General features: G+C 72.7%; 15 protein-coding genes and 3 pseudogenes. 7 read left to right on the plus strand and 11 right to left on the minus strand.

Annotated elements, in window-relative coordinates; genetic code table 11:
• Positions 1–25: 25 nt before the first annotated feature.
• A complete protein-coding gene (locus ACFVYS_RS34535) occupies positions 26–1,471 on the plus strand; it encodes a PLP-dependent aminotransferase family protein (protein WP_389508555.1) in 1,446 nt (481 codons plus the stop codon).
• A gap of 53 nt (positions 1,472–1,524) precedes the next feature.
• Here ACFVYS_RS34535 and ACFVYS_RS34540 read toward each other — a convergent pair.
• The 3 genes and pseudogenes from ACFVYS_RS34540 to ACFVYS_RS34550 all read right to left on the minus strand — a co-directional run bounded on the left by ACFVYS_RS34540 (position 1,525) and on the right by ACFVYS_RS34550 (position 3,460).
• A pseudogene (locus ACFVYS_RS34540) lies at positions 1,525–2,163 on the minus strand (SAM-dependent methyltransferase).
• A 160-nt stretch (positions 2,164–2,323) separates the two neighbouring features.
• Positions 2,324–2,599, minus strand: a complete 276-nt coding sequence (locus tag ACFVYS_RS34545) for a DUF397 domain-containing protein (RefSeq protein WP_020131864.1) — start codon at positions 2,597–2,599, stop codon at positions 2,324–2,326.
• Positions 2,600–3,460, minus strand: a complete 861-nt coding sequence (locus ACFVYS_RS34550) for a helix-turn-helix domain-containing protein (RefSeq protein ID WP_389508557.1) — start codon at positions 3,458–3,460, stop codon at positions 2,600–2,602.
• A 238-nt stretch (positions 3,461–3,698) separates the two neighbouring features.
• On the opposite strand from ACFVYS_RS34550, the pseudogene ACFVYS_RS34555 reads away from it, so the two are divergent.
• From ACFVYS_RS34555 to ACFVYS_RS34565, 3 genes and pseudogenes are all read left to right on the plus strand, one after another.
• Positions 3,699–4,424 (plus strand): annotated as a pseudogene (locus tag ACFVYS_RS34555) (ATP-binding protein); the annotation flags it as partial.
• A gap of 245 nt (positions 4,425–4,669) precedes the next feature.
• Positions 4,670–5,116 carry a hypothetical protein gene (locus tag ACFVYS_RS34560; RefSeq protein WP_389508559.1) on the plus strand — a complete coding sequence of 149 codons (447 nt, stop codon included), beginning with the start codon at positions 4,670–4,672 and terminating at the stop codon, positions 5,114–5,116.
• Positions 5,117–5,404: 288 nt separating this feature from the next.
• Positions 5,405–7,270 carry an ABC transporter ATP-binding protein gene (locus ACFVYS_RS34565; RefSeq protein ID WP_389508606.1) on the plus strand — a complete coding sequence of 622 codons (1,866 nt, stop codon included), beginning with the start codon at positions 5,405–5,407 and terminating at the stop codon, positions 7,268–7,270.
• Between the two features lie 4 nt (positions 7,271–7,274).
• Here ACFVYS_RS34565 and ACFVYS_RS34570 read toward each other — a convergent pair whose 3' ends face one another.
• The 3 genes and pseudogenes from ACFVYS_RS34570 to ACFVYS_RS34580 form a co-directional block, all read right to left on the minus strand.
• On the minus strand, positions 7,275–7,451 hold the full coding sequence (locus ACFVYS_RS34570) for a hypothetical protein (protein ID WP_389508561.1): 177 nt from the start codon (positions 7,449–7,451) through the stop codon (positions 7,275–7,277).
• Positions 7,452–7,605: 154 nt separating this feature from the next.
• The gene (locus ACFVYS_RS34575) at positions 7,606–8,253 is read right to left on the minus strand and encodes a DUF899 domain-containing protein (protein ID WP_389508563.1); all 648 of its coding nucleotides are present in this window, start codon (positions 8,251–8,253) and stop codon (positions 7,606–7,608) included.
• Between the two features lie 155 nt (positions 8,254–8,408).
• Positions 8,409–9,065 (minus strand): annotated as a pseudogene (locus ACFVYS_RS34580) (amidohydrolase family protein); the annotation flags it as partial.
• 124 nt (positions 9,066–9,189) lie between these two features.
• Between ACFVYS_RS34580 and ACFVYS_RS34585 the strand changes: the two are divergent.
• Positions 9,190–10,158: an endonuclease/exonuclease/phosphatase family protein gene (locus ACFVYS_RS34585; RefSeq protein ID WP_389508565.1), complete on the plus strand. Its 969-nt coding sequence runs from the start codon at positions 9,190–9,192 to the stop codon at positions 10,156–10,158.
• A 14-nt stretch (positions 10,159–10,172) separates the two neighbouring features.
• Here ACFVYS_RS34585 and ACFVYS_RS34590 read toward each other — a convergent pair whose 3' ends face one another.
• From ACFVYS_RS34590 to ACFVYS_RS34600, 3 genes are all read right to left on the minus strand, one after another.
• The gene (locus ACFVYS_RS34590) at positions 10,173–12,062 is read right to left on the minus strand and encodes an FUSC family protein (RefSeq protein WP_389508567.1); all 1,890 of its coding nucleotides are present in this window, start codon (positions 12,060–12,062) and stop codon (positions 10,173–10,175) included.
• 532 nt (positions 12,063–12,594) lie between these two features.
• On the minus strand, positions 12,595–13,326 hold the full coding sequence (locus ACFVYS_RS34595; RefSeq protein WP_054242961.1) for a hypothetical protein: 732 nt from the start codon (positions 13,324–13,326) through the stop codon (positions 12,595–12,597).
• Between the two features lie 84 nt (positions 13,327–13,410).
• Positions 13,411–13,794 carry a hypothetical protein gene (locus tag ACFVYS_RS34600; protein ID WP_389508570.1) on the minus strand — a complete coding sequence of 128 codons (384 nt, stop codon included), beginning with the start codon at positions 13,792–13,794 and terminating at the stop codon, positions 13,411–13,413.
• 179 nt (positions 13,795–13,973) lie between these two features.
• Between ACFVYS_RS34600 and ACFVYS_RS34605 the strand changes: the two genes are divergently transcribed.
• On the plus strand, positions 13,974–14,261 hold the full coding sequence (locus tag ACFVYS_RS34605; protein WP_389508572.1) for a hypothetical protein: 288 nt from the start codon (positions 13,974–13,976) through the stop codon (positions 14,259–14,261).
• Positions 14,262–14,584: 323 nt separating this feature from the next.
• Here ACFVYS_RS34605 and ACFVYS_RS34610 read toward each other — a convergent pair whose 3' ends face one another.
• Together ACFVYS_RS34610 and ACFVYS_RS34615 are read right to left on the minus strand one after the other, a co-directional pair.
• The gene (locus ACFVYS_RS34610) at positions 14,585–15,310 is read right to left on the minus strand and encodes an aspartate/glutamate racemase family protein (RefSeq protein ID WP_389508574.1); all 726 of its coding nucleotides are present in this window, start codon (positions 15,308–15,310) and stop codon (positions 14,585–14,587) included.
• A gap of 5 nt (positions 15,311–15,315) precedes the next feature.
• A complete protein-coding gene (locus tag ACFVYS_RS34615) occupies positions 15,316–16,794 on the minus strand; it encodes an NCS1 family nucleobase:cation symporter-1 (RefSeq protein WP_389508575.1) in 1,479 nt (492 codons plus the stop codon).
• A gap of 153 nt (positions 16,795–16,947) precedes the next feature.
• On the opposite strand from ACFVYS_RS34615, the gene ACFVYS_RS34620 reads away from it, so the two are divergent.
• The gene (locus ACFVYS_RS34620; RefSeq protein WP_389508577.1) at positions 16,948–17,646 is read left to right on the plus strand and encodes a GntR family transcriptional regulator; all 699 of its coding nucleotides are present in this window, start codon (positions 16,948–16,950) and stop codon (positions 17,644–17,646) included.
• Positions 17,647–17,682: the final 36 nt, after the last annotated feature.

Genomic DNA, 17,682 nt, shown 5'->3' on the forward strand with positions numbered 1-17,682 from the left:
AAGACCCCCTGTAGGGTGCATTTCCATGGTGGATTCGTGGGTCAATTCCGCGGAGCGGATCGGCGCCGACCTGCATGTGGAGCTGTCCGGGCCGGGTGGTCGGCGGGCCGCCCTGATCCGGGCGCTGCGCGAGGCCGTGCGCGGCGGGCGCCTGCCTCCGGGCACCCGGATGCCGCCGTACCGTTCGCTCGCCGCCGACCTCGGCGTCGCCCGCAACACGGTGGCCGACGCGTACGCGGAGCTCGTCGCGGAGGGCTGGCTGACCGCCCGGCAGGGATCGGGGACGCGGGTCGCCGACCGGACCGAACCCCTGCGGCCGGCGGAGCGCACGCCCGTCAAGGCACCGCCACGCGCGCGTGGCCCCCGGCACGATCTGCGGCAGGGCACCCCGGACGCGTCGTCGTTCCCGCGCGCGGCCTGGCTGGCCTCCTACCGGCGGGCCCTCCAGCAGGCGCCCAACGAGGTGTTCGGTCCCGGTGACCCGGCCGGCCGCCGGGAGCTGCGGGAAGCCCTCACCGAGTACCTGGCACGCGCGCGTGGTGTGCGCACCCAGCCCGATCGCATCGTGATCTGCTCGGGCTTCGCCCATGCGCTGCGGCTCCTGTTCGGCCCGGGCAGCGGGCTCCCGCGCGGTCCGCTGGCCGTGGAGGCGTACGGCCTGGGCTTCCACCGGGGGCTGCTGGCGGCGGCGGGCGTGCGGACGACTCCGCTGCCCCTGGACGCGGACGGGGCGCGCGTGGAGCGGCTGGACCGCGAGCGGGCGGTGCTGCTCACCCCCGCGCACCAGTTCCCGACCGGTGGCCCCCTGCACGCGAGCCGCCGGACGGCCGTGATCGACTGGGCACGCGCGCGTGGCGGGGTCCTGCTGGAGGACGACTACGACGGGGAGTTCCGCTACGACCGCAAGCCCGTCGGCGCCGTCCAGGGGCTCGATCCCGAGCGGGTGATCTACCTCGGCTCGGTCAGCAAGAGCCTGTCGCCCGCGCTGCGTCTGGGCTGGATGGTGCTGCCCGAGCGGTATGTCGACGGCGTCCTCGCGGCCAAGGGCGAGCGGGAGGCCTGGGCGAGCGCCCTGGATCAGCTGGGCCTGGCCGACCTCATCGCGTCCGGGGCGTACGACCGCCATGTACGGCGCATGCGGCAGCGTTACCGTGCCCGCCGGGACCGGCTGGTCGAGGCACTCTCCGCGCAGGCGCCGCACGTCGAGGTCACCGGGGTCGCGGCCGGTCTGCACGCGGTGCTGCGGCTGCCGCCCGGCACCGAGCGGTCCGCGCTCAAGGCGGCCGCCTGGCAGGGCGTCGCCCTGGGCGGCCTGGCCGACTTCCGGCATCCGGCGACCGACATGGCACCGCAGGACGGGCTCGTCGTGGGCTACGCGACGCCGCCGGAGCACGCCTACCCGGCGGCCGTGGACGCGCTGTGCCGGATCCTGCCGCCGCCGGACGGGCGGCGCGGCCCCGCCCCCGAATGAGGCGCGCCGTGGGACGTCCCACGGCGCGTATGTCCTCGGATGCGACGCCGGCCTCAGTGCTTGCGGCCCACCGCCCCGTACCCCGGGATCACGCCGTCGTCCTGTCCCGGCACCGGTTCGCCGAGCTCGGAGTGCCACTCGGGCACCACCGCGACGCCGGGTTCGACCAGGTCGAGTCCGTCGAAGAAGGGGGTGAACTCCTCGCGGGACCGCAGGGCGAGGGTGACGCCCGCCGCCTTCAGTTCCGCCGCGGCCGCCGCCGACTCCTCCGGGGAGAAGTCCGCGGTGGCCTGGGTCATCATCAGGTGGCTGCCGGAGGGCAGTGCGGCGAGCAGCCGGTCCACCAGCTCGTGCGCGCCGTCCTCGTCGGAGACGAAGTGCAGCAGCGCGACGAGTGACAACGCCACCGGCCGGCCGAGGTCAAGGATCTTCCGAACTAACGTACGCCGTTCGCGGCCAGCCAGCGGGTGGAGCGGTGCATGAAGGCACGGTTGACTCGTGCCATCACCGGCACGCGCGGGTCGGGGGCGAGCATCCGCCGGCCCTCCCCCACTGCCTTAAGGGCGTGGGCGGTACCCCCACTCGTCGACGGGGTGGTTGTCCTTCCCGCGGAGGTACCAGTCGTACATCCGTGCGGGGTGGGGCTTGCCGGTGTCGATCTCGACGGCTCCGGTGGGGTCCTGCCCGGTCATGAGGCACTCCGTAAGCATGTGACGCGGATGATGTTCAAGTCAGTACCAAATTAAAGAAGTTGAGCGAAGGCAAGGGCGGGTGAGCGGGGATGGGGAAAGACGGGTGGGGAAAGGACGGGTGGGGGGGGTGAGCTGAGCAAGAAGTGCCAGACAGGTCCGTTCAGGACAGCAGGAAGTCGGCCTCCCCCGCCTTGGCTCCCTCGATGAAGGCCGTCATCTCGTCGGAGGTGTAGATCAGCGCCGGTCCGTCGGGGTCGGTGGACTGCCGGACGGCGATCCGGCCGTCGGCGAGCTTCATCGCTTCCAGGCAGTTGCCTCCGTTGCCGCCGCTCCACGGCTTGTGCCAGCCCTCGCTGCCCAGTTCCCGGGCGGGCATGCCGTTGTAGATCCGCTGCGCGCGGACCCTCGGCCTGGACTGGGTCCTGATGTGATTCATTCACAACTCCTTGCGGAGATCCCGGAGGATCTCCTTCGTGCGATGTGCTGTAGCGGCCTGCGCCGCCATGCGGTCCATGACCTCGAGGTGGGTCGCCACCTCGGTGCGGGCGTCGAGGTAGACGGCGCCGGTCAGGTACTCGCTGTAGACCATGTCCGGAAGCTCCGGCATGGCGAATCGGAACAGCACGAAGGGCCCGTACGTGCCCGGATGCGGCCCGTTCTCGAACGGGGCGATCTGCAACGTCACATGGGGCAGCTTCGCGGCCTCGAGCAGGGTGTCGATCTGCGCGCGCATCACCTCCGGGCCGCCGACCGGGCGACGCAGCACCGTCTCGTCCATCACGACCCACAGCCGGGGGGCGTCCTGACGGGTGAGCAGATCCTGGCGTTGCATGCGCAGGTCGACGAGGCGCTCGATGTCCTCCGGGCGGGTCTGGCCGATGGCTCCGGACTTCAGGACACCGCGTGCGTAGTCCTTGGTCTGGAGCAGGCCGGGCACGAAGTGCGGCTCGTACTGGCGGATCAGGGCGGCGGCGCCCTCGAGGCTGACGTGCATGGAGAACCAGCCGGGCAGGACGTCGTGGAACCGCTGCCACCAGCCCGGCTTGTTCGCGTCCTCGGCGAGCTGGACGAAGCCCTCGGCCTCCTCCTCGGTGACCCCGTAGGCCTTCAGCAGCAGCTGGAGGTACGGGATCTTGAGGCTGACCTCGGCCATCTCCATACGACGGACCGTGGCGGGTGCGACGCGCAGGATGCGGGCGGCTTCCTCGCGTTTGAGCCCGGCGCGTTCCCGCAGGTCCAGCAGGCGCCGACCGAGGACGACCTGTCCGACCGTCGGCGCGGACCGCGGTTCGCTCACGCTCCACCTCCACGAAGAGCCGGCCGGTCACGCGGGGGCCGCACGAGCCCCGACCCGGCCGGTCACGAAAAGTATCCCGACAGCCTTACGGCGCCGCTCGAAGATCGATTCGAAGATCTGTACGAATCCGTACGGGTCTTCACCGATCCCAACCGGCGCCGTTCAACGTGCTGTTGCGAGCAGTGTGCCACGGCCCCCCACCGCGTCACACAGCACTCTGCATTTTTCAGAGTGACACTTGCCAAGTGTTCATGGCGGGGAGATAGTGGCAAGCGTGATTCCGTCCGCGCCCTTAGGAACAGACGCCGCCGCAGGCCGCCCCCAGGGTCTCGGTGCCAGCGCGGGAGCAGGCCCAGACCAGGCCGCTGCCGAGCGCCGGTTCCGATTCGAACTGGCCGCCCATCCGGGTTCCCCCGCCCAGGCCAGACGCCTGACGAGGGCCCGGCTGACCGGCTGGTCGGTGTGCGAGGACACCTGCGACACCGCCGCCCTGGTCATATCCGAGCTGGTCACCAACGCGATCGTGCACACCGCGAGCGACATCGTCGTCTGCGAGCTGCACGACGGCGACGACCTGGTCCGCATAGCCGTGCGTGACGAGGGTTGCGCGCCGGGTGAGCCCCACCCCTCTCCGCAGCGCCCCGAGGAGGAGCACGGAAGGGGACTGCTCCTCGTCGAGGCCCTCTGTCACGCCTGGGGCGCCCAGGAACACGGGCCCGGCCTGCTGGTCTGGGCCGACCTCACCCGCAAGGCCGACGCTCCCCGCGATGCCGCCGAGCCCTGCAACAGCCTGGACACGACCGCGCCGCACCACGCCGACCTGGGCGAGCTCCTCGACACCCTGGACGAGTTCCACGACAGTCCGTCGGAGCCGCACACCGGTCCGGCCGTACCCCGCAACGACCTCGGCTGGGGCTCCCGCCCGAAGCCGGGACCGGCCGACGGTCCGGCCGACGAGGACGAGCAGGCCGAGCAGTGGTACCGCGCCATGACCGGCCGGGCCGCGCGACGACCCCACCCCGTGCCGCCGGCCGCACCCGCCGCGACCTCCGCCAAGCCCGTACCCGCACCGGCGCCCGCGACCGCACCCGACGGTCCGGCCCCCCGCATCGCCCCGCAGTGGCACCGCGCCCCCGGCGGCCATGGCGGATACGAGGGCGGCCGCGCCGGAGCCCTCCCGTTCGAGCACGGCCGCGAGCGGGGAAGGGCATGAGCGCGCTCTCCGGTCGGGCTCCGCTGCTGACCCTCGACACGCTCGTCCGCCTCCAGCGCGGGCCGGGCGGCGCGCACACCCCCGAGCCGCCGCGCCGACTGGCCGTACCCGACGGCATGACCGCCCCGCTGGGCTGCGACGCCGTCTCCGTCCCCGCCCGCCTCGGCCCGCTGCTCATGCCCCGCCTGCCGCGCGTGGGCTGCGTCTACGCCGACGAGGCGCGCTGGTGGTGGCTGGTGCCCTCCGACTCCGACTACGCCCTGGAGTGGCCCGCCCCCGCGCACTACGCCACGGGCGCTCTCCTGCCGGACTCCCCGCACATCCCCGGGCTCATCCACATGCCGGACGGCACGCTTCCGTACACCCCGCCGATCCCCCTCTACCTGGCCCTGTGCCGCCTCACGGGCACGACGCCCACCTGGTCACGGGCGATCAGCGCGTAGCCCGCCGCCCCTGAGCGAGCCGGTCCCGGGACCGTCCCGGCGCACGCCCGCGCGTCCCGGCTCCCCCGCCCCGCGCCCTGCCCTCACCCGTCTCGTCCCGAGATAGTGGCCGTTCGTCGACTATCGCGACCGGGGAGGCCGACGGTGGGAGAGGCACGAGGGGCGGGCACGGCTCGGGAGGCGGGAGAGGCTCGGGAGACCGGAAAGCCACGGAAACCGCAGAGTCCCGACGAGCGTGACGTGTCCGAGTCGGAGCGGCTCCTCTTCGGCGGCCCGCTCCGCTACGACATGGGCTGGAACCAGCACCGGGACGCCTTTCTGGAGCTGAACTTCCGCGCCATGGTCACCCGGCTGCCGTCCCTCCTGCGCACCAGCCTCCGGCTGGCCCGGCAGGCCGACCCGAAAGCCGCCCGGATCGTGCTGTCCGCCGAGATCGCCCGGGGCGTGGCGCAGGCGATCGGTCTGCTCGCGATGAACACCGTGCTGGGCCGGCTCATCAGCGGTGGCCCGATCGAGGACCGGCTGCGCGGCGCCGCCCCCGCGCTGGCCGCCATGGCCGTCGTCCTCCTGATCGGGGCGCTGCTGCGGGCCGCGTCGACGTATGCCACCGGGCGGCTCGAGCCCAAGGTGGAGCGGGTGGCGACCGAGTTGTACCTGGAGCGGGCGGCCGCCGTCGAGCTCGCCGCGATCGAGGACCACGCCTTCCACAAACTGCTGGACACCGCGCAGTACGGGGCCAGGTCCAGCCGCTACATGATCAGTCACGGCACGCGCGTGGTGAACGCGATGATCTCGCTGGCCGCGTCGGCGGGCGTCCTCACCGTGCTGCACCCGCTCCTGCTGCCGCTGCTGGTCACGATGACGCTGCCGAGCGCCTGGAGCGCCCTGACCAACGCCCGGCGCCGCTACGAGTCCTTCCACACCTGGGTGCAGCACGCGCGCGCGGGCCATCTGATCGCCGGCCTCCTCACCGAGCCGGCGGCCGCGCCCGAGATACGCGTCCACGGCGTCGGCCCCTTCCTGCTGCGGCACTTCCGCGCGATGTCGGAGACGGCGGAGGCGGAGCAGGCCAGGCTGGCCCGGCTCGCGGCCCGCACCGGACTGTTCGCGGCGACCTGGACGGGCCTGGCGACGCTGGCGACATACGCCACGCTGGGCGGGCTGCTGCTCACCGGGACGATGGCGCTGGCGGTGGCGGGCACGGCCGTGATCGCGATCCGCAGCGGCTCCGCGAGCCTGAACACCCTCGTCCTGGAGGTCAACCAGCTGCACGAGGAGGCCCTGTTCGTGGGCGACCTCCAGCGCCTCTACGTGGAGGCTGCCGAACGGGCGATCCCGGTGGGCGGCACGGCCCTGCCGGACGAGCCGCGCGAGGTCCGCTTCGAGAACGTCACGTTCGGCTATCCGGGCGAGTCGACCCGTCCGGCCCTCGACGACATCAGCCTCTCGCTCCCCCTCGGCCGGATCATCGCGCTCGTCGGTGAGAACGGCTCCGGCAAGACGACCTTGGTGAAGCTGCTGGCGGGGCTGTACAAGCCGGACCGGGGGCGGATCCTGTGGGACGACGTGGACGCGGCGGACGCGGACCGGCACCAGCTGGCCGAGCGCATCGCGATGGTGGCGCAGGACTTCAAGCGGTGGCCGTTCACGGCCCGGGTCAACGTCGCGATCGGCCGTTCCGCCGCCCCGCTCACCGAGGAACGGCTGGCCACGTCGGTCGCGGAGGCGGGCGCCCAGGAGGTGGTCGAGGACCTGCCGCGGGGACTGGACACCCTGCTGGCCCGGCACTTCAGCGGCGGTCACGAGCTGTCCGGCGGCCAGTGGCAGCGCCTCGGCATCGCCCGGGCGGCGTACCGGCGCGGGCGCATCCTGATCGTGGACGAGCCGACGGCGGCCCTGGACGCCCGGGCCGAGCTGGAGGTCTTCGAGAAGATCCGCGCGCTGGCCGACAGCGGCCAGACGGTCGTGCTGATCACGCATCGGCTGGCGTCGGTGCGGCACGCGGACCTGGTGCACGTCCTGGACCAGGGCCGGCTGGTGGAGTCCGGGACCCCGGACGAGCTGCTGGCGGGCGGTGGCGTCTACGCCGAGCTGTACACGCTGCAGGCCGAGCAGTTCACGGCGCAGGTGCCCGCCCCCTCACAGGCGGGCTGACGCCTCACCGCGCGGTGTCACCGCCCCGCACGACCACCAGGAAGGTGTCGGTGGCGAGGTCCATGACGACCTCGGCGGCCAGTCCCTCACTGCGTCGTGCCTGCGCGAACTCCTCCGCCGGCCACGAGCCCCGCGGCCCACCCGCGGGAAAGCGCTCGAGCACGGTCCGCCCGTTCACCATCTCGCACCTCCGTTCAGCGTCGTACTTGTAGGAGTTAACGCTCTTGGAAGGTCGAAGGCCTCGGCCGGTTGCCGGACTGAGACGTAGTTGACACGCGTTCAACGCACAGTGTGAGAATCCGGTCACCTTACGAACATCTCGGACACGCTCCGTGTCAGAACTCGTACTCGTCGTGGTAACGGACCCACGCACCGCTCGGCGGCCCCAGCGCCGTCAGGTCCAGGAAGCTCATCGCCGGGCCGAGCCGGTCGAGCTCGCGGTCGAACACCGAGTAGGTGTGGAAGACCCGGTCGCCCTCCCGGAGGAAACAGCTGACCCCGGGCCGCTCGGCGAAGCCGCCGGACTGCCCCACCGTCGCTTCGAAGTCGCCGTTGAAGTCGTCGTCGTACGAGGAGTACCAGGGCACCGTCCAGCCCATGCGCGCCTTGAACGGCAGGATCCTCGTGAACGGCGCCCTGGACACCACGGCGAACGAGGTGCCGCAGGCGTTCAGGTGCGCGAGCTGACCGACCTGGTCGAGGAAGGCCGCGCAGCAGCGGCAGCCGGCCTGCCACTCGGGGGCGAACATGAAGTGGTGGACGACGAGTTGCCGGCGGCCGTCGAACAGGTCGAGGAGCCCGGCCTTGCCGTCACCGCCCTCGAAGACGTACTCCTTGCCGACCTCGACCATGGGCAGCCCGCGCCGCTCGACGCCCAGCGCGTCCCGCGCGCGGGTCACCGCCTCCTCCTTGGCCAGCAGTTCCTCGCGCGCGGCGCGCCACTCCGCGCGCGAGACGATCTCCGGAAGCTCCGGATGCGACATGGCTGTCCCTCCTGTGCGACGGTCCGTCGCAGGGATGACCGGCGGACGGCACGGAACTCATCGCCGGCGCGGAGCGTAGGTCAGGTGTCGTACTCCTGAACGCGTCCGTAGACGATCGTGGTGCGCACGTCGGAGGAGCGGGCGCTGTGCACGAGGGTGGCGGCGAGGTCGGCGTCGGTCACGGTGTAGGGGGCGTGCGGGGCGAGGGCGGTGGTGATCCGGCCGCCGGCGCCGCCGCGGTGCCGCAGCGCGAACTCCAGTGACTCCTCGCGGCCCCGGCTGCCCTGGGAGGCGAAGTAGGCCTGCCCCAGGTGCGCCCGGATCCCGCACGCGGTGACGACGGCGGCGACCGCGTCCATCGCGAAGTAGTGATCGGCGAAGCAGGTGACGCCGCCGCGGATCATCTCCGCGCACGCCGGCCGGGCGCCCGCCGCGACGTCCTGCTCGGTGAGGTTGGACTCGACGGGCCAGACGACGCCGTTGAACCACTCCTCGGTGGGCAGGTCCTCGGCGAGGCCGCGCGGGGCGACCATCGGCGCGTGCGTATGGCAGTTGACGAGGCCGGGCAGCGCGACCTGACCGCGCGCGTCGATCCGCTCGCGGGCGGCGAGCCCGGCCGCCTCGGCGCTGCTCGTCACCTCGTCTACGGCCCCGTCCCGGACGACGATCGCGGCGTCCTCCCGGAACGTGACGTGCTCCTCCGCGTCGTCCGTGAGGACGGTGCAGCCGGTGATGACGAGATCGGCGGTACGGGCAGGCTCCGGGGGCGCCGGGGGCCGGGACTCCGGGGAGGACGGCGGAGAAGGCGTCATCGCGTCAACGTACGACGGGGTCGTGCCCCCGAGTGAGCCGTGGCGCGCATCTTGTCCCGAACCTGTCGCCGGCCCCGGCGGGCGGGCACCCTGGCGCCACGACACCTCCTGGAGAGGCCCCCGCATGCTCCTCGGCACCTGGAACCTCGAGAACCTGTACCGGCCCGGAGGTCCGTCCGGCCCCAAGGACAAGGCCGCCTACGAGGCGAAGCTCGCCGCGCTCGCCGCCGTCGTCACCGCGCTCGGCCCGGACGTGCTCGGCGTCCAGGAGGTCGGGGAGCCCGAGGCGCTGGCGGACCTGCTGGAGACGGTGGGCGGCACCTGGCACGCGGCGCTGTCCGCGCACCCCGACGGCCGGGGCATCCGGGTCGGCGTGATCAGCCGTACGCCCCTGGAGGTACTGGCCGACACGCGCGCGTACCCGGTGGGACTGCGGCCCGTGCAGGCGGACGACTCGGGGGCCACCTCGGACGGGTCCGGCCGTGGCTTCCTCGCCGTGGAGACGGTCACGCCGGCCGGACCGCTGCGGGTGGCGGTGGCCCATCTGAAGTCGAAGCTGCTGTCGTACCCGGGTGATCGTTTCTTCCCGCGCGACGAGGGCGAACGGGCCCGCTACGGCGCCTACGCCCTCTACCGGCGGGCCGCCGAGGCGACGGCGCTGCGCGCCCTGGCCGACGAGCTCCTGGCCGGCGACGGCCGCGAGCGGGACGTGGCGGTGCTGGGCGACCTGAACGACGAGGTCCAGGCGGCGACCACGCAGATCCTGCTCGGCCCGCCCGGCTCGGAGCTCGGCACCCGCGGCTTCGACACGCCCGACCAGGGCGACGGGGCCCGCCTGTGGGACGTGGCCCCGCTGATCCCCGCCGAGCGCCGCTACTCGCGGATCAACTCCGGTCGCCGCGAGCTGATCGACCACGTACTGACGAGCCACCGCCTGGTCCACCGGCTGACGTCGGCGGGCACGAGCACGGACGTGGGGCCGGGGCCGGGGTCGCAGGAGGAGCTGCGGCTCCCGTCGGTGGGGCCCGATCCGGCGGCACGCAGGAACGAACCGGGCTCGGACCACGCCCCGGTGTGGGTGGGGATCGACTGACGCGCGGGGCGGCGCTACCCGGCCACCGGCAGATCCGGCACGGGCGCCCGCAGCCCCACCCGGTCCCGCCCCGCCGCGAGTTCGTCGAGGAGTTCGGCGAGCCGCTCCCGGTGCCGCGCGGTGAGCCGTCCGGTGTCGTCGAGATGGACGGCGCAGGCGGTGGTCGTGTCGACGAGCCGTTCGAGGACGGCGGCCACCTCGTCCGTGCCCTCCGTGTGCCGGGCGAGAGCGGGCAGTTCGTGGGCGGCGAGGGCAATGGCGGTGCGGGCCTCGGCGAGCGCCCGGTAGGCCTCACGGCGCAGGGCCCAGCGGGCCGCGCGGTCGTCGGACCCGTCGAGCACATGGGTGAGATAGGCGTTCGCGGCGCGCACGGCGGCGGCAAGCCGGGCGCGCACCTGGCCGCCGCGCCTCCCCGGCATCGGCAGATGCCCGACGATCAGGACGATCCCGCAGGCCAGCAGGGTTTCGATGATCCGGCCGGCGGAGGCCTGAGGCTCTCCGCCGACCATCACCAACGACAGCACGAGGACGGTGGCGACGGCCGTCTGGGCGGCGAAGTGCCGGGTGGACACGGGGATGAGCGCCCCGCACAGGGCGACCAGCGCCACCAGCCCCTCCGGCCGGGGCAGCACGGCGGCGACAGCGGCGAAGAGCAGCGCCCCGAGCACGGTCCCCGCGGCCCGGCACAGCACCCGGGACACCAGGGGCCCGAGGTCGGGCTTGACCAGGAAGACGGCTGTGGCGGGCAGCCAGTACCAGTGGGTGTGCCGGCCGTACCACTGGGAGTGGTGGAGGGCCTGCGCGACGGCGGCACTGGCTCCGAAGGAGAGCGCGACCCGCAGCCCGTACTCGCGGCCGCCCGCGCCGAACCCGGCCCGCAGCAGGTACCGCACGCCGTGCCGGCGGGCGGGCAGGTCACCGCCGCCGCCCTGGTCGAAGGCGTCGGCGGCGTGCAGCAGGGCGTCGTCGAGGGCGCGCAGCGCGGGGGCGGACCGGGCGGGCGCGGGCAGCGGCCCGGTGTGTGTGTTCTCGCGGACGGCGGCGGCGAGCCGTCGGGGCCCGGCCGAGGCACGTTCGGAGAGGGGCTCCGCGGCCCAGGCCAGGGCGGTCGCGGCCTCGGCGAGGGGCAGGGCGGCGGCGAACTGGGCGTGCAGCCGCCGTTCGGAGGAAGAGCTGGCGTAACGCCGCAGCCGCGGTCCGGCGAGGGCGTCCTGGGCGTGGTCGAGGGCCGCGGTGAGCGCGGCGCGGCGGGCGGTGGCGTGCTCGGTCCCCGTCGCGTCGAGCAACTCCGCGACGGCGTCGTACACGCGGGCCACCGCGTCCCGTTCGCCGTCGAACCGGAAGTCGCCGGTCATCGCGCCGGGCGTGGGCAGGACGAGCCGCAGCACGAGCAGCCATCCGGCCCCGGCGAGGAAGGCGAGGGCGCGCGCCCACCCGGGCTCCGCGACCGGCATCCCGGCCCCGATCGCCGAGGCGACGAGCAGCTGTGTGCCGCCGCCGGACGCGACCGGCCCGATGGCGCTCATCCCGCCGGCGAGAAGCCCGAGCCCGGTGAGGACGGCCGTCAGCGCGACGGCCCCGACGTGATCCCCGACATAGGTCCCGACGAGCAGCCCGCCCGCACCCACGAGGGCGGGCGCCCCGAGCCGCTTCACGGCGGTCCGCCTGCTGCCGGGCCGGTCGTTGATCCCGGCGAGCATCGCGGCGATGGCGGCGACCACCCCGAGAGAGGTCCGGCCGACGAGGACGGACACCAGGAGCAGCGGCCCGGCGGCCAGCGCCCCGCGCGTGACCGCGCTCCACGGGACGGGCCCGCGCTGGGCGCGCAGGGCGTGGGCGAGCCAGGGCGGAAGAGCGGCGAGCGGGCGGAATGCGCGAGCGGGAAGGTGCGGGCGCGGGGACACGGAGCTCCTGTCGGGGCGAGGGCGGGGGTGTGCCTTCGGGCGACGGTGGCCGGGGCTGGTCAGCTGTGAGCTGTGGTGTCCACGGTACGGGGCGGTCCCGCAGAGGTGGGAGTGGTTACGTTTCGGCGAGGTGACGGCCGGCCCGAATCCCGCGTTCATTATGAACGCAAGGCCGGAAACGGGAGCGGGGCCGGGGGCGTAGCCTGCCCCCGGCCCCTGTGGAGCCGCCCATGTCGCACACCGGCGCACTTGAGGACCCAGGTCAGTCGTGATGTCGTCGCGTCCTGCCTTTGGACCACCGCGCATCGAGCTGCGCGGGCCGGACTTGAACCGGCAATTCGACGTCCGGGGGCCTGGGCCCGGTCGCTCCGGCGATCGGCGGCGAATGCTGAGTCTGGAGCAAGAGTCTGAGATTCATCGCGATCCGTCCCTGAATTGCCCGGCGGGTACGGTTCGCTCGTCACGACAAGCTTCAGCTTCAGCTTGCGCTCCTCGCGCACCCCGGTCACGAAGGACCGGGGAGTCTCGAAGGCTACCCGAACAGATAGCCGAACACGGCGTCACCGACCCGCTGGTCGACGACGTCGGAGCCGTTCGCCTCCTCCCGGGCGAACTTCACCGCCTGCTGCACCTTCTCCAGGCGCGCCAGGAGTTCGTTGACCCGGCGGGCGGGCAGGGCTCCCGAGAACTTCACGGTCGTCCAGTAACCGACCGGCACGTCCTCGTAGTACACCTCGACCTGCGCCGGGTGCTTGTCGGTCGCCTCCGCCTTCACATGGTTGCGCGGCACCTTCTTGGTGCGCAGCGTCCGCACCGGCTCGGTCTTCCACGCGTCGGTGGACGGGTCCTGCGCCCAGGACTCGGAGGCGTCGAGCACGGGCAGCCTGCGCACGAAGGCGGTCAGGTCGACGAGCTGCTTCTCGAGGAAGAGCAGGTAGGACACCGGCACCTCGGCGACGAGCACCCGGCCGTCGACCTTCACGTCGGCGCGGGCGGTGCAGTTGGCCCAGTCCTTCGTGGCGGTCACGTCGAACAGCCGGGTCAGCGTGGCCGCGGTCTCCCGCAGCACGTCCTCGGCCTTCACCTGCACCCGCGTCGACTCGGGCGGCAGCTGCTCGCCCTCCTCGTCCTTGGGCTGGTAGGTCCGCGAGATACCGGCCAGCAGCGCGGGCTTCTGGAGCCCGTGCTGGGCCGTGCTCAGGTCCTGGTGGGCCTTGGACTTGATGCCCTTCTCGACTGCGATGATCTGATTGAGTTTCGCCACGACGAGGACGGTAGCGGCTCTCGCACCACCACCCCAAAGGGTTATTGACCGAGACGGCGAGGCGGAGGCGTGAGCGGCTTCCGATCAGCCGTCCCACACGTTCTGGTGACGGTGGCGGGTCGGCGGGTGATCCAGCTCCTCGGCCACGGAGAGCAGCGCGCCCGTCGGAGCGGCGCGGAGCCGGTTGCGGGCGGACGAGCGGAACACGGACAGCGCGGCCCGCGCACGGGACTCGTACGGGCCCTCGATCCCCGCGTTCAGGGACCGGGGAAAGGTGTAGGAGCGGAACGCGCGCACCAACGGAACGGGTACCGGTCGACGCCGCTCGCGCCGCGCCCGGGCCAGCTCCCTTGCGCTGTACCGCAGTTCACCGAGACGGTGGCCGGTGCTCCAGCCCCGGCGCTGCGACGGCCGGTCATCGGGCCGGACGCGGTGCCGCAGGCGGACGTGATGGACGGTACGGGACATGGCAGACCTCCGGGGGCCCGCCGGAACTTCCGGCGAGGCCCCTAAGAAGTCCGCCGCCGTGAATCGACCCAGGTGTGTGCTCCGCATGGCCCTCAGCGTGGCGAGCAGGGCTCGGGGTTGTCCAACGGATATCCGCCGCACGGCGATTGTCAGTGGGGCGCGCTTCAATGGGAGGTGTCGTGACAGAGCGTCACGACCGGAGTGCGGCGGGGGAGTGGGCCTTGGTGAGGTACGGGGAGGACGGGCGTCAGTACGTGTCACTGGCCGGACTGCGGATGCGGGGGTGGACGGGCCCGCTGGTACTCCGGCTGCTCGGGCCGCCGGACCGGCTCGGCATCGATCCCCGCGCGCGGGCCGCGCCGCAGCTGCGCCTCTACCGCGTCGAGCGGGTCGAAGCGGCCGAGCGCAGCGAGGAGTTCCGGACAGACCACGCCCCACGGATACGCGACGCCGAGAAGCCCCCGTGAGCGGCGGCCTCGCCGTCCCGGCAGCCCGGGCCTCGGCGCCCCGGCAGCCCGGGCCTCGGCGCCCCGGCAGCCCGGGCCTCGATGCCCCGGGAGTCCCTGCGAGCCGCAGCCTCGCCGTCCGGGAGTCCCCGCGAGCCGCAGCCTCGCCGTCCCGGCAGTCCCTGTGATCCGCGGCCTCGGCGCCCCGGCACCCGGTCTCGACGCCCCGACAGCCCCCCGTGAGCCGCGGCTTCGCCGTCCCGGGAGTCCCCGCGAGCCCGCGGGCCTCGCCCCGACAGCCCCCGGAGCCGGGGCCTCGACGCCCCGGGAATCCCGACGCCCGGCTACCCGGCGGCCCCCCACATCCGCCGCTTCGGCACCGGCTTCGCGAAACTTCCCGCCCGGCTGGTCGTCAGCCCCAGCCCGACCAGCCCCTCGGCCAGCTTCACCGCCGCGCCCACCCCGTCGACGACCGGAAGGCCCAGTTTGTCCCCCACCAGACGCTCCAGTCCCGTCATCCCGGCACACCCCAGGACCAGCACCTCGGCCCCCGCCGCCCGGACCCGCTCGGCGGCCGCCACGAAGGCCGCCTCGGTGCGTTCGCGGTCGCCCAGCTCGAGGACGCCGAGCCCGGTGCCCACGACGGCGGCACAGTTGCGGCCCACCCCGGCCAGCTCCAGGCTGTCCTCGATCTGGCCGCAGGACCGCTCCAGCGTGGTCACGACCCCGTACCGTCGCCCCAGCAGACACGCCAGATGCGCCGCGGCCTCGGTGATGTCGACCACGGGCACGTCGACCAGCTCCCGTACGCCCTCCCGCCCGTGCTCACCGAAGCCGGCCATGACGACGGCGTCGTAGGGCGCCCCGTCGTAGGTCCGCAGCGCGTCCATGACCGCCGCGGCGGAGAGGAGACTGTCGAGCCACCCCTCCGCCGACTCGGGCCCCCAGGCGGGGGTCAGTCCGGTCACGGTGGTGCCCGGGCCTGCCGCGGCCCGGGCACCTCGCACGATCTCCTCGGTCATCTCCTGCGTGGTGTTGCAGTTGGTGACGACGATCCGTACGTTCCGCACGCTCCTCAGACCTCCACGGGCTTCTCGGCGGCGACCGCGGCCCCGGCGGCCCGCTCGACTCGGCACAGCAGCACGTACAGTCCGGCCCCCAGGGCCGTCCCGATGAACCAGGAGTACGGCGCCACATCACTGAAGGTCTTCACCAGCGCGAGCACCGCCGCGACCGCCGCGGAGGGGAGGAACGCCCACAGCGCCTTCGGGTTGACGCCCTTGCGGTAGTAGTAGCGGGAGCCGGGGGTGGCGTCGAACAGCTCGTTCACGTCGACGCGACCGCGCTTGACCCAGTAGTAGTCGACCATGATCACGCCGAACAGCGGACCGAGGAAGGCACCGAGGCCGCCGAGGAAGTAGTTGACCACCGTGGGGTTGGAGAACAGGTTCCACGGGGTGACCGCGAGCGCCGCGACCGTGCTGATCATGCCGCCCACCTTGAAGGTGATCTTCTGCGGCCAGACATTGGCGAGGTCGTACGCCGGCGACACGAAGTTCGCGACGATGTTGACGCCCATCGTGGCGATGGCGAAGGTGAGCGCACCCAGGACGAGCACCCAGGTGTTGCCGACCTTCGCGACCAGCTCCGCCGGGTCGGTGATGGCCTCGCCGAACACCTCCAGCGAGCCGGCGGTGACGATCACGGAGACGACCACGAAGGCCGTCGAATTGAGGGGCAGCCCCCAGAAGTTGCCGCGGCGGACCGTCCGGTAGTCGGGCGCGAAGCGGGAGAAGTCGCAGAAGTTCAGCATCAGCGTGCCGTAGGTGGCGAGGATCAGACCGATCGCCCCGAACCACTGCCGCCACTGCTCCCCCACGGAGACCGGGTGCGGGGTGGAGGTGAGCGAGATGGTCCAGCCCGCCTTGGACAGCACCCACACCGCCAGCGCGATCATCACCAGCCAGATCGCCGGGCCGCAGAAGTCCTGGAACTTGCGCACGGACTCCATGCCCTGGCTGATGATCATCGCCTGGACCAGCCAGAGGGACACGAAGGACAGCCAGCCCAGCCCGTCGAGTCCCAGGAAGGAGTTGTGCGTCCAGGACTCCAGACCGGGCCAGGCCGCCAGCAGCATCACATTGACGGCGACGGAGGCGAGGTAGGTCTGGATGCCGTACCACATGATGGCGATCACGGCCCGGATGAGGGCCGGGATGTTCGCGCCCCAGACGCCGAAGCTGATGCGGCTGACCACCGGGAACGGCACACCGTGGCGCTGGCCGATCCGGCCCATCCAGTTCATGCCGACGTAGATGAGCACGAAGCCGACGAGGAGGGACGTGAAGATCTGCCACACGTTCATCCCGAGGACCAGCAGTCCGGCGGCGAAGGTGTAGTTGCCGAGGTTGTGGACGTCCGACATCCACAGGGCGAAGAGGTCGAAGACCTTCCAGTTCCGCTTCTCGGCGGGCGCGAGGTCTTCGTTGGTGAGCCGGGGGTCGGGGACGAACGCTGGTGCGCCGGTGGCTTCGGCACTGTCGGCGAGGGACACGGGGCCTCCATGGGCGAGGGGACGGAGGAGGACTGCTGACCGGACCGTTTGGTATACCAAACTGCGGACATGGTCCCGTCGTCAAGCGTTCCGACCGATGTCCGTCCCGTTACGGCTCCGTAAAAGCCCCCTCGCATCGGCGAGGATGGGCCCATGACGAAGATCGAACCCCTCGGAGCGGTGCGCGAGCGCGTCCTGGGGTCCCTGCGACAGGAGATCATCGCCGGCAGGCTCCGTCCCGGAGACCGGCTCGTCGAGCGCGAACTGGCCGACCGGTTCGGCGTCTCCAGGGTCCCGGTCCGGGAGGCCATCCGGGCACTCGTCGCCGAGGGCTTCGTCCTGTTCGAGACCCCGCGCCGGACGGTCGTACGGCCACTGAGCCCCACCGACGTGAAGGAACTCTTCGAGCTGCGCGAGGCGTTGGAGGTCTACGCGGCCGGACTGGCCGCCGCCCGGGCCACCCCGGAGGACCTCGCGGAACTGCGCGAACTCCTCGCGAACGCGGCGAGCGCCACCGACGCCGGGGACGCCGAGGCGATCACCGACATCAACACCCGCTTCCACGACCGGCTCCTCGCCATGGCCGGCAACACCCTGCTCATCTCGGTCATGGAACCGGTCGCCGGCCGCCTGCAATGGCTCACCCGACGCAACGAGGAATGGCCCCAACTCCTCACCGAACACCAGGACCTGTACGACGCCATCGCCTCCGGCGACCCGGCCCGCGCCCGCGCCCACGCCCTGAACCACGTCCAGGCCAACCACCGCTCCACGGTCCGGCACCTGTTCGGCGAGACGAACCCTCCGCAGAAACCCCCCTCCCCCGATCATGCTCCGCCTAGAATCTCCTGACCCTTCGGACAGGTGCCCGAAGGCGCACACACAGCG

This window comes from Streptomyces sp. NPDC058295 (assembly GCF_042880655.1).
GTDB classification, from domain to species: domain Bacteria; phylum Actinomycetota; class Actinomycetes; order Streptomycetales; family Streptomycetaceae; genus Streptomyces; species Streptomyces coriariae.